The organism is Haladaptatus sp. DYSN1, assembly GCF_029489995.1.
Classification (GTDB): Archaea; Halobacteriota; Halobacteria; order Halobacteriales; family Halococcaceae; genus QDMS2.
The window spans coordinates 1,280,828-1,298,092 of sequence record NZ_CP120470.1 but is presented as its reverse complement, the minus strand read 5'-3'; the positions used below and the strand labels follow the sequence as shown (position 1 = coordinate 1,298,092).

The following is a 17,265-nucleotide window of genomic DNA, read 5'->3' as shown; positions in this document are numbered from 1 at the left end:
CACAAAAGGGGTGCGGTGGCGGCGAGGGAGAACCAAAGCCCAATTATTATGTCAATCTACCCGATTAGAGCCACCACACAGGAACGGAACAGATGATGATAGACGAATTAGATGAGATAGTCGAGTACGCTACGTATCGATTCGGGGACAGCCTCCGCGTCGTCGGATACGTCACCGAAAATGAGCGTCATTCGACAGTTATGCGCGACGATGTCGCAGAGCAGTACGATGCAGCAGAGTTGGACAGAATCAGGGACGAACTCGTGTTGAGCACCATCGACCACGACCATCAGGAAAACCTGTACGCAATGGGGACCCCCCAGGCGACCGTGCGGATGTTCGAGGAGGCCGTCCTGGTCGCGTTCGACAATCCGGATGAGAACGCAGCAATCATCGTTTCGCTCGACATCGACGTCGACTGTTCGCTCGTCGAATTCGTCACGGAGTGTCGGGCGCGATTCGACGGCGGCGGTGGCTGAGCCAACGTATGAACATTTAAGCGAACCCGCTTGCAACGACTTTTCATGTTTGTTCCACTCGTCGAAGCGGGAGAAACGGCCTTCACGGCCGCACAAATGAACCTCATCGGAGGCGCGATGGGCGTCCTCGGACTCGTCCTCGTCGGCGGCTGGTGGTACTACCTCTACCGCTAAGCTTCTGTCACGCGTTCTCGTAGCCACGCTTTCGCCGCAGCGACCGCGTCTTCGTCCTCGCTTTCGAGCTTGATGCGAACGTTCTCGCCTGGATAGCTGCCGACCTTGACGCCGAACTTCGCTTGAACCTCGTTCATCCGGTCGATGAGCGCGCTCTCGGGTTCGGCGGCGACGACCTGATCGGTGTAGCGTTTCGTTCCCGCGAACTCGTCCGCGACGAGGTCGAACATCGCCTTCATCTCCGCTGGGACACCGGGGAAGACGTACACCGACTCGACCACGCAGCCGGGGGCGACGCCGACTTCGTTGGGGAGCATTCGCGCTCCCGAGGGCAGGTGGGCGGTCCCCGTCGCGAGGTCGTCGCGCGAGTAGCCGCCGTGCGTCGTGAGCCATTCGAGAGCTTCGTCGTGTGGTTCGACGGACTTTCCGAACGCGGCGGCAATGCCGGCCATCGTCAGGTCGTCGTGGGTCGGTCCAAGTCCGCCCGTAACGAGGACGGCGTCGTACTCGGCGTGGTATTCGTTGACCACGCGGGCGATGTCGGCAACCCGGTCGGGGACGGTGGTCACGCGTTCGACCGTGACACCGCGCGCGGCCAATTGCTGGGAGAGCCAGGTGGCGTTCGTGTTGACGGTGTCTCCAGCGAGTATCTCATCACCGACGGAGACCAGGGCGACGCGCATACCGCTCGGTAGGAGTGGGGGTCGTAAAAATCCACAGTTAGCAGCGAGTTACCTGACGTCGAAGTCCGTGAACATCCCGAGTCTGTAGTGGGCCGGGAGGTTGCAGATGAGTGCGTAGTGTCCCGCTTCCATATCGACGGTCAGGGTCGCCGTGTCTCCAGTCTCCAGGTCCTCTACCTCGTCTACGAGTTCGATGCCCGGTGCACCGGCTTCGTCTACATCGCCGTTCTCGTCGGTCGGTAACTCAGCCGCGGGAATCTCCGTCCGTAGCACGACGAATTCGTGGACAGAGGGCCCATCGTTCGTGATATTGAACTGGATGCGCCCGGCCTCCACGGAGTCGTCACTCAGGATGATGTCGAAGTCGTTGAGCGTGACGTCCACTTCTGTGTCAGCAGTTGCACCCGTCCCGCCAGTACAGCCGGCGAGCGCGACGACGGCGAGGCCCCCAGTCGCTTTCAGGAAGGTACGACGGTCGGCCGTCCCCAGTTCCCCACGCAGTACCCCAGTTGACGCAGCCTTCGTGCTGGCCATAGGGTAGTGTACGCGGGCTGTGAGGATAGGCTCATCGTCGGGTCTCAGCACGTGAGACTACGCGAGATAGCGAATTGCAGTTGAAGAAATCCTGCCCGGTCAGATAGCGAGGTCGCCTTTTGCCTTGACGACGTCCACTTCTGAGGCGTCGATTGCATCGACTTCGAGGTGCATCGGGATGAACTCCCGGCGCTCGAAGGCTTCCTGTTCGTCTGCCGTGCCGATGGTACACCAGAGCTGGACGCGGTCCGGGCCGTGGTAGTCACCCTGTCGTGCGACGCCGAAACAGACCATCTCTTGACCGTCGTAGTTGATGATACCACCCTTGCGGATGCCGGGGTCCCCGTGGATGATGAGCCGCTTCATGGTCGTCGGTTTGGGCGACGGTGAAATTATACTGTCGGTTGCCGGTGGCCAGCCATACGCTCCAATTTGCCATCCGCCGTGAGAAATATAGTCTCGCCAACATTAACTCCTGAGCGATTGTATATTCCGGAAATGTACGGTCGTCGTCCGTTTCTTCTCGCCTGCGCTGTTGCGCTGTCCGGCTGTTCGCTCGTTACCGACCGGGATGGACCGTCAGAGAGCACGCTCACGCTCGACGTTCGAAACGAACGCACCGGTCCGGTCGACGTGACCGTGAAGGTCACGGACGAAGAGGGAACCGTCGTGGACGAGGAAACCGACCGAATCGACGCCAGCGTGAGTCGAGCGTTCGAATTCGAGGTCACGGACCAGCGCGAGTACACAGTGACCGTTTCCGGGAGCGACTGGGGGACGGAACTCGCCTGGAACGCGGCGACCTGCGCGCTCCTCGATTCGACCGTCCGGCTCACCGACGAATCGGTCGAAAATAGTGGTGAATGCGTCCAGACCCGGTAACGGGTCGTTACTCGTAACTCGCGACGTTGTCCATGTGGTAGACGATTTCGTCGGAGACGTTGTCGAGATAGCCGGAGTGGTTGCTCCCAACCTGTGAGGTGGCGTCGTAGTCCCAGTAGTTACCGGGCGCGGTGTTGCCCGATTCCTTGCCAGTTTCACCCAGCGCCTGGTCGAACTCGAAGGAGTTGTAGGCCCAACTGAGCGTGCTGTCGTCGTTGCTGTAGTAGTTGAACGTCGCTCGGGTCTCGTTTGCCACTGCGTAGTAGCCGTCGCCGTGTTCGAGCGTCGGGCGCTCGTTGTCGACGGCCGCGCCAATCAGATGGACCGAGTCGATTTCGTAGCCGTACTGGTCCCAGTCGGAACTCACGTCGAGCGTTTCGAGGGCGCTGAAGGTGACGTGCGCGCCGAGCGAGTGGGCGACGATGCGGACGGTGCCCCCACAGTAGTACTTGTAATCGAGGAGGAACTGGGCGAGTTTTGGGCCATTTTGCTGGGCGATGTCCTGTGATTCGTTCCAGCCGTAGTCGCCGCCCCCGCCCTTGTTGTTGTCCCAGCTATAGCCGATGGTGGTTCCCCAGTAGCCGTTAGCGTCGAGTTGGCTGTCTGCGTGTTCCATCTTGTCCTCGGCGGCTGCCTCCGCGTCGCTGTCCGAACCCTTCTTGTCCCAACCGTGGACGAAGACGGTCATGTCGGAGACACAGCTCGTGTCGATGCCGGGAACCGTGCCGTCGGTGTCGTAATCGGTCGCCGTGTGACCCGCCGTGAGGTTGGCGTCGTCGTCGAAGTGGCCGCGCGTCGAGACCACCGGAACGTACGTGGCCGCCGAGGCGGTGGTCGCGCCGAGTGCGGTGAGTCCTGTCGCTGCGATGCCGGTGCGTTTGAGGAAGTTGCGTCGTTTCATTCGTTGGTAGCGTGTAGTGGTTTGCGAACTGGCCGACTGCCCGTCGCGTGACGAACAGTTTTTGTTACAGATAAAATTATTATAAAATTATCTAATAGAACTACCGGGGTGAATAATAAACACGTTCCACCCATGTATGCCAATAGCTGTGATGGGTTACGCCGTCGCGGACCCGCGGAAGGCGACGGGGCGACACGTGCGTGAGACACGGGAAAACCAAATGCGTTTTAAGGCGTGGCACGTTACGCCAGCATAAGGGATTAGCTATGCAGATGCCACGACGCTTCAATACGTACTGTCCGCATTGCCAAACGCACCACGAACACGAAGTCGAGAAAGTTCGTCGCGGTCGCGAAACCGGGATGAAGTGGATCGACCGCCAGCGTGCCCGTGGCAAAGCCACGATCGGTAACGCAGGCAAGTTCTCCAAGGTGCCTGGTGGCGACAAGCCAACGAAGAAAGTGAACCTCAAGTACCGCTGCAGCGACTGCGGGAAGGCCCACCTCCGCGCCGGCTGGCGTGCTGGGAAGCTCGAGTTCCAGGAGTAATCTCATGGCAGGAGCCTTCATCACCGTCAAATGCGCAGATTGCGAGAACGAACAGACCCTCTTCGAACGCGCGGCCACGGAAGTCGCCTGCGCCGTCTGCGGGCACACGCTCGCCCGTCCGACCGGCGGCAAGGCGACCATCGAGGGTGAGGTCACAGAGGTCGTCGAGTCACGATGAAATACAGCGGCTGGCCCGAGCCGGGCGAACTCGTCGTCGGAAAGGTAGAAGACATCGAGAACTTCGGTGTGTTCATCGACCTCCAGGAGTACGACGAAAAGCGCGGACTCGTCCACATCAGCGAGGTGGCCAGCGGATGGATCAAGAACGTTCGTGACCACGTCCGTGAAGGACAGACCGTCGTCTGTAAGGTGCTCTCGGTCGACGAGAACTCCCAGCAGATCGACCTCTCTATCAAGGACGTAAACGACCACCAGCGCAAAGACAAGATTCAGGACTGGAAAAACGAGCAGAAAGCAGACAAGTGGATGCTCATCGCCTTCGGTGAGGACATCGCAGACGAGGAGTACGCATCCATCGCCAACGAACTGCTCGACGAGTACGGAAGCCTCTACGCTGGCTTCGAGGCCGCCGCAATCCACGGCGCGAGTGCCCTCGAGGACACCGACTTAGACGACGACGAAGTGAGCGCAATCGTCGAATCCGCTCGCGAGAACGTCTCTGTTCCGTACGTCAACGTCACGGGCTACATCGACCTGCGCTGTCCGGCCCCGGACGGCGTGGACGTCCTCAAAGAGGCGCTGAAGGCGGCCGAGGAGGACGCGGACCTCCCCGACGACATCGAACTCGGCGTCACCTACGTCGGGTCGCCCGAATACCGCATCAAGGTGAAAGCGCCCGACTACAAACTCGCAGAGGACGCCCTCGAAGCGAGCGCCGGGCGAGCAAAGGACTACATCGAGTCCCACGGCGGCACCGCGCTCTACCACCGCGAACGCCACGAAGACGACGAATGAAATCAGACATCCGGGTGTGTTCGGCGAGTGCGACCGCACACGACCGCCCGGTGTACACGCTTTCTGCGACCTGCCCGATTTGCGGCGCCAAGGCCGTGAACTCAGCCCCGGCGAAGTTCAACCCCGAAGACCCCTACGGCGAGTACCGACGCGCTCTTAAACGCAGAGCACACGAATAGTGCCGTATGGACGAGTTTGACATCGAGGTCCTCGCCGACCCCGAACTTTCTGACCCAATTCTGGTAGAGGGACTCCCCGGCGTGGGCCACGTTGGGAAGTTGGCCGCCGAGTATCTCGTAGAACAACTTGACAGCGAGCTGGTACGCCGCGTCTACACCGAACACTTCCCCCCACAGGTGAATTTGGAAGATGGCATCGCGGAACTCACCTGTGCTGAGTTCCACGCCATCGAAGGCGAGGAACACGACCTGCTCGTGCTCACGGGCGACCATCAGGCACAGGACAACGCGGGTCACTACCGCCTGACCAACGCCTTCCTGGACGTGGCAGAGTCGTTCGACGTCTCGAAAATCATCGCCCTCGGCGGCGTCCCGACTGGCGAACTCATCGAAGAGTACGCCGTCCTCGGCGCAGCCACAAACGAAGACCTGGTCGCCGAACTCGAGGACCTCGGCGTGGAGTTCCGCGAGGACGAACCGGCCGGCGGCATCGTCGGCGTGAGCGGCCTCATGCTCGGCCTCGGTCGCCGGCGGGGCATCCCCGCCGCGTGCCTGATGGGCGAGACGAGCGGCTACCTCGTGGACCCAAAGAGTGCACAGGCGGTGCTCAAGGTGCTCGAAGCCGTGCTCTCGGTCGAACTCGACTACGAGGACTTAGAGGAACGCGCAGACGAGATGGAAGACGTGATGGGCAAAATCAAAGAGATGGAACAGAGCGCGGCCCCGACCGACGAGGACCTGCGCTACATCGGCTGATTAGTTCGTATCGACACCGACGACGAGGTTCGTCTCGTCAGTGCCACTCACGTCAAAGAACCCTTCTCTGACGGTTGGATTCACCTCGACCGGCCCGAAATCGTAGGTGCCCGTCGAGTCCGGACACTCGACGAAGTACGAATAGTTCGTCGTCGCGTTCGCAATCGCCTCCTTCGTGAAGTAGACGTAGTTGCCCTCGACGCGGTCTACGTCTTCGCTATATGCTTCGAGCACCGTCCAGCCGTCGGGTACGTAGTCGCGGACGACAGACCGGTCCGTCGGCGTCACCGACAGTTCGAGGTGATTCGTTTGCCCGGCCGTGAACACGGAGCCGTCGTCGTGGCGCTGCCCGGAGACGGAGAACGCCTCCTGTGGCGCTTCTACCGGGTCCACCGAGAAGTCGCCACCGCCGAAGGTGACGCGCTCCAGTCCGTTCTGCATCGTCCGAACCTGCGTGAAGCCCATCGCGTTGGTCAGGACGAGGTAGCCGAGGAACGAGACGGAGTAGTCGAGCATTCCGAACGGGTGGAGATTCGACTGGGAAGCGGGCGGGAGCAGGCTGCCGATGCAGTGGATACCCGTCCGGTCGTCTGCCGTCCACGTAAGCGAGCCGGCGGAGATGCGCCCGTCGGTGGTCCCCGCAATCGAGGGTACGGCGGCCCCGCCCGCAGCTTCTTCGAAGGCTTCCACGTCCACGAGCGTCATCGGCGCTTCGTTGCTCGTGGAGTAGCCAAGCGGCGTCATCTTCCAGAGCGCCTGTTGAATCGGTCGGGTGTCTTCGAGCAGCGGGTGGTCTGGGTCCTTCTCGCCGAGGTGGCCGATGTAGAAGTTTTCGGGTGAGACGCGTTCGCCCTGAACGTCTGCGGCAAGGGTGTTTTGCAGCTTGCCGAGCAGATTGAGGCCGGTGTCCGTGAGGACGAGGTTGCCGTCGTTTTCGACGAACGCGTCGAGTGCATCGACGTAGGCCGGTTGCTCACCGCCGAAGTTGTGGATGACGACGGCGTGGTCGTAGTTCGCGAGTGCGCCGTTTGCCACCTCGTCTATCGTGACGGGTTCCACCGAGCCACTGTCGAGGAACCCAGCGAGGTCCTCGAAGAATTCGAACGGCGTCACTTCGTAGTCGGTCTGCTCGTAGCCGAGTGCACGGACGGGGTCAGGGTTCGGGCCGGAGGACCCGAGCGTCCCGTAGCGGACTTCGGTGAACGCCGGTTCCGCCTTCAGATTCTCCATTCTGACGGTCCACGTACCCGCTTCCGGGCGCTTCACTTCCCAGGCTTCCTGGTCACAGCAGCGGCCACCGATGGCGTGGCCACCTTCGAGTGGGTTCTCGGAGCGGACGACCTCGCCGGATGGGGCCACGAGTTCGGTTTCGAGCAGCGCATCGTGGGCGTGGACGTGCGCAGAGAAACTCGAGAGTCCCGACGGTACGTCGAACGTGCTCGTCGCGACGCCGTCGCCGGCGACCTGCTGTTGGTCGGTCGAACTGCTCGTCGTCGTGGTCTGTGAACTCTCGCCCGGCCCGAGGAACGTCGCATTGATTTCGTACGTCGAGGCGGCGTTGGCCCACGTCTCCGCGATGAAGGTGTACTGGCCCGGCCCCGCGAGGTCTGCGGAAATCGTCTCCGGGTTGTCGGCCGTCGCCGCCGCCCCGATGCGGTTGCCGTCCGGGTCCTCCAAGTAGAATTCGAGGTCCTGTTGTTCGGGGGTCCACGAGAGTTCTGCCTGCACCTTGGTCGGACTCCCTTCGAGGTCGACGGTGTGGAAGGTCTCTTCTGCCGTCGTCTCCGCGCCCGTCGCGCCCGGCCCAATCGTGCCGGAGGCGCTGTAGGAGTCGAGTTCCTTGAGAGTAAAGGAGAGGTCGTCCGAGGAGCGCGTCAGCCCGTCGGTCGTGACGTAGGCCACTCGGTCGCCGCCCGTCTCGATGGACGTGTCGAATTCGTCTGTGCTGTTTGGCGTGTCGCTGTTCTCGTAGGCGTAGCGGGCGATTGTCTGGATGGCCGTCTGATAGCCAGTCACCTGCATCTCGACGATTTCGGGGTGGTAGACGTTCGTCCCGACCATGTGCGAGTAGGCCATCTCGAAGTCCATCGTCGTCATGCCGAGGCCGCCGAACTCCTCGGGGTGGGCCATCCAGTCGCCCATCGCGCCCGTCACGGTGTAGTCGATGGTGTCCCAGATGCCGGCGTAGTCGAACGCCTGCTCGGGGAGGACGCCGAAGCCCTGTGGCGAGACGTTCGTATCGCCTGTGATGGTCTTCTGTAAGTCGGCCGCGGTAACCCACGTTTCGAGGGCGCTCTCCAGGTCGTCGTCGATGACGCGACACATCTGGTAGAGTTCGTGGAGTTGCCGGGAGTCGAACTGGTCCTGGCTGATGAGGCCCAACACGAACTCCTTGGCGTTCAACATCCCGTGCATGTCCGCGCCGTAGTCCAGATTCTCGTACCCGCGGAAGTGGTCCACGATGGTGAGCGCGTCGGTCACTTTGTCGAGCGACCGTTCTGCCGGGTCGTCCGGTTCGCCGGGATAGTGCGCCGGCGTAATCCACCCGACGGTCGGATACTGGCGGTTCGTGTCGTAGACGCCAGCGTTGCCGCGCTCGTACATCGGAACGACGGGGACGCCGTCGTCCGGCCCGACGAGTTGGTAGCCGCTTTCGTACTGGGGATGTCTCGCGACCCAGCCGTCGGGGTTGGTGTAACAGAAGATGAGCACGAGGTCATCGAGCAGTTGTTCGATTTCGGGGTCGCCACCGCGGAGTAACTTCTCGATGTACCGCGACCCGGCCTCCGCCCCGGCGCGTTCTAAGCCGTGAAGTGACAGGCTGTAGAACACCTTCGTCTTCTCCTCGAAGGCGGTCTGGTCCTCGATGTCGTTCGTGATTTCGACGACGTAGACGTCCTTCGGGTCCACGCGCCCGCTAATCTCGTTGTAGTGGCCCGGACTCGTGCCGATGGAGTAGTAGCGCATCCGGTCTGCGTTCTCTTCCTGAAGGTGGCCGATGCCATCTATCATCTGCTCGTAATCGACGTAATCGACCGAGCGCTTTGCCTCCGGGAAGACACCGAGTGGGTAGTAACCAAGTCGCCAGAACGGGTTCGACCCCGGCGAGTGGCTGAGCGTCTCCGCCGTCGGTAGGTCCGCAACCTCGGCCGATTCAGTCGCCGTGAACTGCCCGTAGGCGGCTGGTTGTGGCGTGCTCGTCGTTTCGAGAGAGGCGTCGAGGTCGAGCGACGCGATGTCGTCGAGCCCCGACTCCTCTGAGAACGTGACGAGCGTCGGGACGGCGTAGTCCGTCGGCGTGTGATTGACGACGTATTCGTATTCCGCGCTCATCGTGTCTGCGGACACGTCGGCCGTCGCGTTGCCCGGGAGGGCGAGCGCCCCCGCGGTCGCCACAGAGAGGCGGACGAAGGTTCGACGTGAGATACGACTGGCTGCGAAACGGTCTGTCGGTGGAGAATTCTCGTCTGTCATAGTGTCGGTGTGGGCAGCAAGGCCCACGCGTATTTTCACGAGATGTCTCTCAGGTACAAAGTCTTCTGACAAATGTGTCCAATTAACACGCCATCCACACGGTTCATACGCTTCGCGGTCCAACATCATCCGTGATTGGTGACCTGCTGGCTGCGCTTCCCGGCTGGCTCGTCCTCGGCGTTGCGCTCGGGATGGCATTTTCCCTCGCGATAGCCACGGTGTTCGTCGTCGGCGAACGTCTGTACCCGACGGCCCCAATCGACCCGCGCCACGTCTGGAGCGGCGACGAGCGTCGGCGCAACGAGATTCGGGAGTTTCTCCATACTATCGGCGAACCGTTCGCCGAAAACCACCCCGTCGAAGGCCAGACGGTCGATTTCTACCTCCCGATGCGCGACGTGGCGATAACGTTCGACGCACGGGCCTACTACCGCATCGAAGGTTCGCCCACCTACGCCGTGCTCGTCGAACACGAGATGCCCGGCTTTCAACTGGCCGGCAGACTCCCCTTCGAAACGCCCGAAATCGAGATTACCGACGGCACGCCCGACGCGACGAGCATGGCCTTCGCCGTCCTCGGTGTCCCGAAAACAGCGAACAGCACGGAACTCAAGCGAGCGTACAGAGAGCGCATCAAGGAGGTCCACCCCGACCACGGCGGCGACTACGAGACGTTCAAGCGCGTCCGCGAAGCCTACACCACCGCGAAAAAACGAGCGGACTGAGTGCGTGCGAACTGATTAGAGGTCAGCGACTTCGTAGGCGAGTCCCGCATCGCGAAGCGCGTCGGTCACGCGACCGGCGGTATCGACGGTGGCGACGACCACGACCGAGAGGCCGCGACTCGCCGCGTCGGCGGCGACTTCACCGGCCGCGAAGATGGTGTCCGGCGTCCGTTCGATGCGTCGGAGCGCCCCGACTGCCTCGACGCCCATCGCCGCGACGAGGTCCGCCGTCTCGCAGGCCGCCGCGAGCGTGTCTTCGTCAACCTCGTCGTCACCGGCCCGAACCGGCGACACCTGATAGACCGTCACGTCGCCCGGTTCGAGGTCGATGACGCCCGAAAAGCCGGTGACGCCGACGACTCGACCGGACTCGGCCATGGTCGTCGCGACGCCGGTCGCTGGTCCCGCTGCGCCGGGCGTCGCGTGGAGGAGGCCATCGACGATAGAGAGGGTCACCGTCTCGCCAGCCTCCACGGAATCGGTCGCGATTGCAGCGTCCTCCTGGACGTTTCCGAGCACGTCCTCCGTGACGTGTTCTGCAAAGCGCCGAACGTCCGTGGCGGCCTGAAACAGCCAATCGACCCCCTCCTTGGTCACGCGGTAGCGCGAGCGCCCCTCCTTGCGCACGAGGCCCTCAGCGACGAGGTCACGGATGTACTCGCTCACGGCCTGACTCGTCACGCCGACGGCCTCCGCGATTTCGCCCTGGCTCACGGCTGGCTGTCGGTCGGCGATTTCGACGAGGATGCGAAATCGGGTTGCGGCGCGCTTGTTTTCGAGGACGTCCGCCATACCACGTTCTACGGACGGGGGGCTATAAATTGCGTCGCCTTACCGGAGTGGCTGGAGCGGTCAGCGGTGGTCCGCCAGCACCACCTCCGCCGCGACCCGCCCGCTCTCGAGTGCGCCCTGAATCGACGACCACTGGGTCCAGTCGCCCGCGAGGTAGACGTTCTCGTCGCCGTCGCGCACGTCGGGCAGGCCAGATTTGAATCCGGGTGGCTGGCTAAACTGCGCGAACTCGATGCGGTCGGTGTGGATGTGTCGGAGGCTCCCGAAGGACTGTTCGGGGAACCACGACGCGAGGGCGTCGCGGCTTCGTTCGGTGAGTTCCGCGTCCGTCGCATCGGGCAGGCCGAGATAGGTGGCGCTCACGAGATGCTCGCCGCCGGGGGCGTAGTTCGGGCAGACCGCGGAGAGCGGCGCGACCTGATTTGGCCCCTCCTCGGTCGCGTTCAACACGAGCCGGCGGTCGGTGTCGAGGGGCGTCGAGAGCGAGTAGTACTGGGTGACACAGGACTGGGCCTGGCGTGGAATCGCGGACACGTCGGTCAGGTCGTAGGCGGATTTCGGGTCGGTGGCCACGACGACGGCGTCGGCTTCGAGCGTCTCGTCGTCGAGTTCGACGGTCGGTGCGTCCCCGCCGAAGACGCCGACTGCGTGCGTGTCGAGGGAAATGTTCGCACCCGACTGGCGGGCGTGGTCGGCCAGTTGCTCGGGAATAGCGCCCATCCCCTGTTTCGGCACGACAGTGTCGCCCGTCGCAAGCATCTGGAACGTGTAGTCGAACACCGCAGCGGAGGTGGCAAGCGACCGGTCGAGCGTGATGCCGCCGTAGAACGGCGCGGCGAAGTTGTCGATGAAACTCTGTGAGAACCCGCGTGCGCGGAGACCGTCTTCGATAGACCGGTCTTCTCCGTCGAAGAATGTCTCCGGGTCCCGTTTTCCGAGGGCACGACGGAGTTTCAGGATGCGGAATTTGTCGCGGAAGGTCACCTCGCGGTTGAATAGCGACTCGCTCAGGTCGCCGGGGTTGCGAAGCGGGTCTGCGAGGACCGACCGGTGGCCGGGGCGGGCGATGGTCGCCCCCGGTTCGAAGGCGTAGAGTTCGAGGGCGTCGAAGTCGAGTTCCCGCCGAGCGGCCGGATAGGCAGTGAACAGGACCTGAAAACCCCGGTCGAGCGTGAAACCGTCTTTCTCGATGGTTTGCACGCGACCACCGACGGTGTCCTCCTGTTCGACGACGTGGACCTCGATGCCGGCGTCAGCGAGGCGGCGGGCGGCGACGAGGCCGGAGAGCCCCGCCCCGATTATCACGACTCGTGTCATAGTTTCGTATAGTCCGGCGAGACACAAAACCGTATTGCGCCGAGACAGACAGCGATTTGTCGATTGCTCCGTAGATACAGGTATGGAGACGACTGCTGCGTTCCGCGGTCTCACGTGTACGGACTGTGGCGAGGCGTTCGACGCCGAGGCGGCCACCCACCGCTGTCCCGAGTGCGGCGGCATCCTCGACCCCACCTACGACTACGACGACATCGAGTTGACCCGTGAGGACCTCGAATCCCGGCCTTTCACCGGGATGTGGCGCTACGAAGAACTGCTCCCCTTCACCCGCGCGTCGAGCGTGACGATGGACGAGGGCGCGACGGCGCTCGTCGAGGCTCCCGCCCTCGCAGAGCGCCTCGGCGTCGGCCGCGTCGTCATCAAAGACGAAGGGCGCAACCCCACGGGGACGTTCAAGGACCGCGGCCACGCCGTCGCCGTCACCGCCGCCGTCCAGCACGGCGCGACGGACATCGCGCTTCCCTCCGCCGGAAACGCCGGCCAATCCGCCGCAGCCTACGCCGCCCGCGCTGGCCTCGCCTCACACGTCTTTCTCCCCTCTCGCTCCGCGTTCGTGAACAAGGCGATGGTCAACGTCCACGGCGGCGACATGAAAGTCGTCGAGGGGCGCATCGGCGACGCCGCAGACCGCTACGCGAGCGCGATGGCAGACGAAGACTGGTACTCGACGGCCACCTTCCAGACGCCCTACCGCCACGAGGGCAAGAAAACCATGCTCTACGAGATCATCGAGCAACTCGACTGGGAGGTCCCCGACGCCATCCTCTACCCGACCGGCGGCGGCGTCGGCCTCGTCGGGATGCACAAGGCCGCCCGCGAGTTCCGCGACCTCGGCCTCATCGACGACCTCCCGCCGATGTACGCCGCACAAGCCTCGGGGTGTGCGCCAATCGTCAAGGCGTTCGAGGAGGGCAAAGACCGCCACGACGTGTGGGAGGTCCCCGACACCATCTGCGGCGGCATCGAAATCCCCGACCCCGGCGCGAGTCCGCTCATCCTGGAGGCCATCCGCGAATCAGACGGCGGCGCGGTGGCGACCGACGACGACGAAATTCTCGACTCCGCCGTCGCCGTCGCCCAGCAAACGGGCGTCGAGATGGGCGCGACCTGCGGGGCGGCCGCGAGCGGCGCGTGGGAACTCGCAGAGCGCGGCGAGTTCGGCGAAGACGACACCATCGTCCTGCTCAACACCGGCGCGGGCAACAAAGAGGACGACATCCTCCGCAGTCACCTGATGGGAATGGGCTTCTAAACTACCACAGAATCGGCAACAATCCCGTTTTTGGACCGTATTTTCGTGTGAAACGGAGGCCTACCAACTGGCGTGAGACGTATGTTGCAACTCGTGGTAGACGCAGGTTTCAGCGGGACTCCGCACCTGCCGAACCTGAAACGTTGAAATTACAATATCCAGACGTATTGAATCAACAGCGGGTGAAACAGATGAACCGAACCCGACGATCGTTTATCAAAACCGGCGTCGCGCTCGCGGCGCTCGTGAGTGGGACGACGACTGCAGCTGCTGGGGGATGTGGGAGAGAGCCACCACAACCACCACGACAGGAACCGTGCAACAAGTTCGATGATACCGAGAGTGATTGGTATCTCAACCGTGACAGGGTAAAGGGAGAAGATTGGGCTGATAATGCAGACACAGCCGGGAATTTTGGCCCGCAACCTGGTGAAGTGGCTAACGACGTGGTGTTCCCGACGAATGCCGACCTTCCACCCGGACACGATAAGGTTCCAGAACCGCACGACAAAGACGAAAGTCCGCCACTGGAGAACGGACAGAAAGTCGGACACTGCAAATTCGACCCGCACCCGAACAGCTCGAACGACGAGTAAGCGGCTTTCGGAACCGACGCTGCAACAAAGTCACCTTTTTCGTGGCCAGTCCCCTACGACCAGCCAATGCTGGATATCCTCTCGACGCTCGTCGCGGGCGTCGTCTTCGGGCTCGCTATCGCGGCCCCGCCTGGTCCCATGAACGCGGTCATCGCAGAGGAGAGCGTGCTCCGAGGGTGGCTCGCTGGGGTTCGTGCCGGGCTCGGCGCGTTCACGGCCGACGTGGTGTTTTTCGTCCTCGCGCTCTACGGCGCAGTCGCGTTCGTCGAGACCTACCCGACTGTGCGCGGCGTCATGGTCGCCGCCGGTGGGTTGTTGATGCTGTACTTCGCCTATGGTGCGGCCCGGAGTGCGACCCAGACGTTCACGGGTGACGGCCTCGACGACGACCAGAAGGGGTTCCAGAAGGCGTTCGTCCTTGCGCTCACGAACCCGTATCAAATCGTGTTCTGGCTGACCATCGGCGTTGGCCTGCTCCAGCCGGGAACCATCGACGTGTTCGCGCTCGTTCCCTATGTCGGCGACCAGCTCGCGGGGTCGCTCGTCGTCGAGACGGGAAGCACGATGCTCCTCGTCGGTTTCTTCGGCGGCATCCTCGCCTGGGTCGGTGGCTTTCCGGCGACGCTCGTCGCGGCGGAACATCGAACCGACGCGTTCGCTCCGGTCGTCGCGTATCTCAGCGCCGGGATTCTCGCGGTGTTCGGCGTGCTGTTCCTCGCAGATGGCGCAACGACGCTGTTTTAGGGCTGGTCGGGGTCGCGGGTCACCACGCCGTCCCCCGTCGAGAAGGTGACTTCGCGGTCTTCCGCGACGGTGAGGTCCACCGTCGCTGCGGTGATTGGCGACTCGGCTGTCTCTTGTGCCGACTGGTCTTCCGTCTCGGGCGACCAGCGGACGATGGCCGCGCGAGGGGCGAGGTCGTCGGTCTGGGCGTCGGGGAAGGTCAGACACCCCTCGGCACGGACGGTGTCGCCGACGCGGGTCAGGGTCTGCATGTGGACCTGCTGGGCCGAAGACCCGTACGGTCCCTGGACCACGAGGAGGGTGTGTTCGTCGAACGACGTCTCCCTGGCGAACGAAGCGGCGTCCTCCGGCAGGTTGGAGTAGTCGAATCGCTCCGCCTCGTTTTCGGTCGAGACGAGCGTGGTGTAGTACTGTTCGGTTCCGTCGTCGTACTCGTCGAATCCGCCTTCGATGAACCCCGCACGGGCGACGCTCACGCTGTCGAAGTCGATGGGTGATTCGCCCATGTCCCGACACAGGTGGAGTTCGTCGTTCGACTGGCCGATGGTGTCAGCGCAACCCGCCAGCCCGGCGAGTGAGGCACTCGCTGTGAGGGACAGAACCTGTCGGCGACTCGGCGACATAGGCGAGGCTAGGGACCCGCTGGGCAAGAAAGTGGTGGCCCACGCGGCTGTGGCCCGCTATACGTCGGCGCTCATCTCGGCGATTTCAGCCTCTAGCCACTCCTGGAACCACTTTACGCGCTTCAGGCGCTGGAACGCGATCGAGCGAGCAGTTTCCGACTGCACTCGCTGGGCGGCGTCACGGCCGCGTTCGAGCACGCGTCCAACCATCTCCGCCGAATCCATGTGCGTCCGGGCCTCGTAGCCCATGCGCAGGAGCATCAGCGTGGTGCCGTTCGCGCCGACCTTGTCGAGCAAGTCGGCCTCAATGAGACACTGCGTTTCGAGCGTCAGATTCGAGAGGTCACCCTGATACGAGTGGTCGGTAATCGAGTCACACACCTGCGTGATGAATGACTCAGGGTAGTCGCCGTGGGATTCGAGGAACGCCTGCGCGACGCGGGCACCCTCCTCTGCGTGGACCTCCTGGTCTGCTTCCAGTTTCGCCACGTCGTGAAACAGCGCGGCGACGCGGGTCACGTCCACGTTCGCCCCCTCGTTGCGAGCAATCTTCGTCGCGAGCCCGACCACGTTCAGGATGTGGTTGTACCGGTACTCGGCGGAGTGCCACGGGTACCATCGCATTCGGCCACCCTCGTCTTCGTTGCGGACTGAGGCCTGGAGATAGTCGTAGACAAACTGCTTCATCTCCTCGAACGCCTCGTCCGTGATGGGTGACTCCTGAATTTCAACTCCCACAGAACCGCCCCCAGAGCGATGTAGTTGTGTTCATGTTACGTAGAAAAAGGTATGTTCTACTCTTTAGCGTTACGACAATCCGATTGATTAATCAGGAGCCTCCACTAGGTGGTATGGATTCGATACCCCGGTATCTCACCGACACCGACGCGAGATCTTTCGAGTCGACCGTTACCCGGGTCGCAGACGACCGGGTCGTTCTCTCAGAGACGCTCTTCTATCCCGAAGGCGGTGGCCAACCGGCAGACCACGGAACGCTACGGGCCGACGATGCGGAGTGGGCCGTCTCCGACGTCCAGAAGAAAGACACGATATACCACACGCTGGGAGCAGAGCCGCCCGCAGAGGGCACCACCATCACCGGCGAACTCGACTGGGAGCGCAGATACGCTCACATGCGCTACCACACGGCCCAGCATCTCCTCTCTGCGCTCCTCATCGAGGAGTACGACGCACCGACCACGGGGAACCAACTGTACACCGACTATGCACGCATGGACGTCGAACACGACCGCTTCACCGACACCGACCTCGCCGATATCGAAGCCCGGATGAACGACCTCGTCGACGAATCCCTGCCCGTGACCTGGTACGAGATGGACCGCGAGCAGGCAGAGGCCGAACTCGACCCGGTCAGAACCCGGATTAACCTCTTGCCGAAGTCCATCGAACGGCTCAGAATCGTCGAAATCGAGGGATACGACCGAACCGCCTGCGCCGGAACGCACGTCGCGAACACCGACGAGATTGGAACAGTCGAGATTCAGGGGCGCGAATCGCGGGGGAAGGGATTCGAGCGGGTCCGGTTCGTTCTCGACGAGTAGGCTGTGCACACGGCGTGCGAACTCCCGCATGGCATTCGTGGTGACATC

General features: G+C 62.8%; 22 protein-coding genes. 13 read left to right on the top strand and 9 right to left on the bottom strand.

What is annotated here, in order from left to right:
• Window positions 1-92: 92 nt before the first annotated feature.
• A complete protein-coding gene (locus P0648_RS06960; RefSeq protein ID WP_277505730.1) occupies window positions 93-479 on the top strand; it encodes a hypothetical protein in 387 nt (128 codons plus the stop codon).
• Between the two features lie 45 nt (window positions 480-524).
• A complete protein-coding gene (locus P0648_RS06955) occupies window positions 525-653 on the top strand; it encodes a hypothetical protein (RefSeq protein ID WP_276247993.1) in 129 nt (42 codons plus the stop codon).
• Here the strand turns inward: P0648_RS06955 and P0648_RS06950 are convergent.
• The 3 genes from P0648_RS06950 to P0648_RS06940 all read right to left on the bottom strand — a co-directional run bounded on the left by P0648_RS06950 (window position 650) and on the right by P0648_RS06940 (window position 2,236).
• Window positions 650-1,336: a molybdopterin-binding protein gene (locus tag P0648_RS06950; RefSeq protein ID WP_276247994.1), complete on the bottom strand. Its 687-nt coding sequence runs from the start codon at window positions 1,334-1,336 to the stop codon at window positions 650-652. The two genes, P0648_RS06955 and P0648_RS06950, sit on opposite strands and share 4 nt — an antisense overlap.
• Before the next feature lie 48 nt (window positions 1,337-1,384).
• Window positions 1,385-1,870: a cupredoxin domain-containing protein gene (locus P0648_RS06945; RefSeq protein WP_276247995.1), complete on the bottom strand. Its 486-nt coding sequence runs from the start codon at window positions 1,868-1,870 to the stop codon at window positions 1,385-1,387.
• Window positions 1,871-1,969: 99 nt separating this feature from the next.
• A complete protein-coding gene (locus P0648_RS06940; RefSeq protein WP_276247996.1) occupies window positions 1,970-2,236 on the bottom strand; it encodes an HAH_0734 family protein in 267 nt (88 codons plus the stop codon).
• Window positions 2,237-2,368: 132 nt separating this feature from the next.
• Here P0648_RS06940 and P0648_RS06935 point away from each other — a divergent pair, with 132 nt between their 5' ends.
• Window positions 2,369-2,752 carry a hypothetical protein gene (locus P0648_RS06935; RefSeq protein ID WP_277505727.1) on the top strand — a complete coding sequence of 128 codons (384 nt, stop codon included), beginning with the start codon at window positions 2,369-2,371 and terminating at the stop codon, window positions 2,750-2,752.
• A 7-nt stretch (window positions 2,753-2,759) separates the two neighbouring features.
• Here P0648_RS06935 and P0648_RS06930 read toward each other — a convergent pair whose 3' ends face one another.
• The gene (locus P0648_RS06930; RefSeq protein ID WP_277505726.1) at window positions 2,760-3,653 is read right to left on the bottom strand and encodes an alpha/beta hydrolase; all 894 of its coding nucleotides are present in this window, start codon (window positions 3,651-3,653) and stop codon (window positions 2,760-2,762) included.
• 266 nt (window positions 3,654-3,919) lie between these two features.
• On the opposite strand from P0648_RS06930, the gene P0648_RS06925 reads away from it, so the two are divergent.
• From P0648_RS06925 to P0648_RS06905, 5 genes are read left to right on the top strand one after another with little or no spacing between them, the layout of a single operon-like run.
• Window positions 3,920-4,201, top strand: a complete 282-nt coding sequence (locus tag P0648_RS06925; protein ID WP_276247999.1) for a 50S ribosomal protein L44e — start codon at window positions 3,920-3,922, stop codon at window positions 4,199-4,201.
• Window positions 4,202-4,205: 4 nt separating this feature from the next.
• Entirely contained in the window at window positions 4,206-4,379 is a 174-nt protein-coding gene (locus P0648_RS06920; protein WP_276248000.1) for a 30S ribosomal protein S27e, read from the top strand.
• Complete coding sequence (locus P0648_RS06915) at window positions 4,376-5,176, top strand: translation initiation factor IF-2 subunit alpha (protein WP_276248001.1); 801 nt, start codon at window positions 4,376-4,378, stop codon at window positions 5,174-5,176. Before P0648_RS06920 ends, P0648_RS06915 begins: the two co-directional genes overlap by 4 nt.
• Window positions 5,173-5,355, top strand: coding sequence for an RNA-protein complex protein Nop10 (locus P0648_RS06910; protein WP_276248002.1), 183 nt, complete (start codon window positions 5,173-5,175; stop codon window positions 5,353-5,355). Before P0648_RS06915 ends, P0648_RS06910 begins: the two co-directional genes overlap by 4 nt.
• A gap of 6 nt (window positions 5,356-5,361) precedes the next feature.
• On the top strand, window positions 5,362-6,111 hold the full coding sequence (locus P0648_RS06905) for a proteasome assembly chaperone family protein (RefSeq protein WP_276248003.1): 750 nt from the start codon (window positions 5,362-5,364) through the stop codon (window positions 6,109-6,111).
• Here the strand turns inward: P0648_RS06905 and P0648_RS06900 are convergent, their stop codons facing one another.
• The gene (locus tag P0648_RS06900; RefSeq protein ID WP_277505725.1) at window positions 6,112-9,585 is read right to left on the bottom strand and encodes a M14 family zinc carboxypeptidase; all 3,474 of its coding nucleotides are present in this window, start codon (window positions 9,583-9,585) and stop codon (window positions 6,112-6,114) included.
• 191 nt (window positions 9,586-9,776) lie between these two features.
• Here P0648_RS06900 and P0648_RS06895 point away from each other — a divergent pair, with 191 nt between their 5' ends.
• Window positions 9,777-10,310 carry a J domain-containing protein gene (locus P0648_RS06895; RefSeq protein WP_277505863.1) on the top strand — a complete coding sequence of 178 codons (534 nt, stop codon included), beginning with the start codon at window positions 9,777-9,779 and terminating at the stop codon, window positions 10,308-10,310.
• A gap of 15 nt (window positions 10,311-10,325) precedes the next feature.
• Here P0648_RS06895 and P0648_RS06890 read toward each other — a convergent pair whose 3' ends face one another.
• Both P0648_RS06890 and P0648_RS06885 read right to left on the bottom strand, forming a co-directional pair.
• Window positions 10,326-11,102: a MarR family transcriptional regulator gene (locus tag P0648_RS06890; RefSeq protein WP_276248005.1), complete on the bottom strand. Its 777-nt coding sequence runs from the start codon at window positions 11,100-11,102 to the stop codon at window positions 10,326-10,328.
• A 60-nt stretch (window positions 11,103-11,162) separates the two neighbouring features.
• The gene (locus P0648_RS06885; protein WP_276248006.1) at window positions 11,163-12,419 is read right to left on the bottom strand and encodes an NAD(P)/FAD-dependent oxidoreductase; all 1,257 of its coding nucleotides are present in this window, start codon (window positions 12,417-12,419) and stop codon (window positions 11,163-11,165) included.
• 82 nt (window positions 12,420-12,501) lie between these two features.
• On the opposite strand from P0648_RS06885, the gene P0648_RS06880 reads away from it, so the two are divergent.
• The 3 genes from P0648_RS06880 (at window position 12,502) to P0648_RS06870 (ending at window position 15,032) form a co-directional block, all read left to right on the top strand.
• Window positions 12,502-13,692 carry a threonine synthase gene (locus P0648_RS06880; protein WP_276248007.1) on the top strand — a complete coding sequence of 397 codons (1,191 nt, stop codon included), beginning with the start codon at window positions 12,502-12,504 and terminating at the stop codon, window positions 13,690-13,692.
• Window positions 13,693-13,883: 191 nt separating this feature from the next.
• Window positions 13,884-14,288: a twin-arginine translocation signal domain-containing protein gene (locus tag P0648_RS06875; protein ID WP_277505724.1), complete on the top strand. Its 405-nt coding sequence runs from the start codon at window positions 13,884-13,886 to the stop codon at window positions 14,286-14,288.
• A gap of 66 nt (window positions 14,289-14,354) precedes the next feature.
• Window positions 14,355-15,032: a LysE family translocator gene (locus P0648_RS06870; RefSeq protein ID WP_277505723.1), complete on the top strand. Its 678-nt coding sequence runs from the start codon at window positions 14,355-14,357 to the stop codon at window positions 15,030-15,032.
• On the opposite strand, the gene P0648_RS06865 is transcribed toward P0648_RS06870, so the two are convergent.
• Together P0648_RS06865 and P0648_RS06860 are read right to left on the bottom strand one after the other, a co-directional pair.
• Entirely contained in the window at window positions 15,029-15,655 is a 627-nt protein-coding gene (locus tag P0648_RS06865) for a hypothetical protein (protein WP_276248009.1), read from the bottom strand. The two genes, P0648_RS06870 and P0648_RS06865, sit on opposite strands and share 4 nt — an antisense overlap.
• Window positions 15,656-15,712: 57 nt before the next feature.
• Window positions 15,713-16,393 (bottom strand): HD domain-containing protein, encoded by a 681-nt coding sequence (locus P0648_RS06860; protein WP_276248010.1) that lies wholly within the window; start codon window positions 16,391-16,393, stop codon window positions 15,713-15,715.
• 113 nt (window positions 16,394-16,506) lie between these two features.
• Here P0648_RS06860 and P0648_RS06855 point away from each other — a divergent pair, with 113 nt between their 5' ends.
• A complete protein-coding gene (locus P0648_RS06855) occupies window positions 16,507-17,217 on the top strand; it encodes an alanyl-tRNA editing protein (RefSeq protein WP_276248011.1) in 711 nt (236 codons plus the stop codon).
• The last annotated feature ends 48 nt before the right edge of the window (window positions 17,218-17,265 follow it).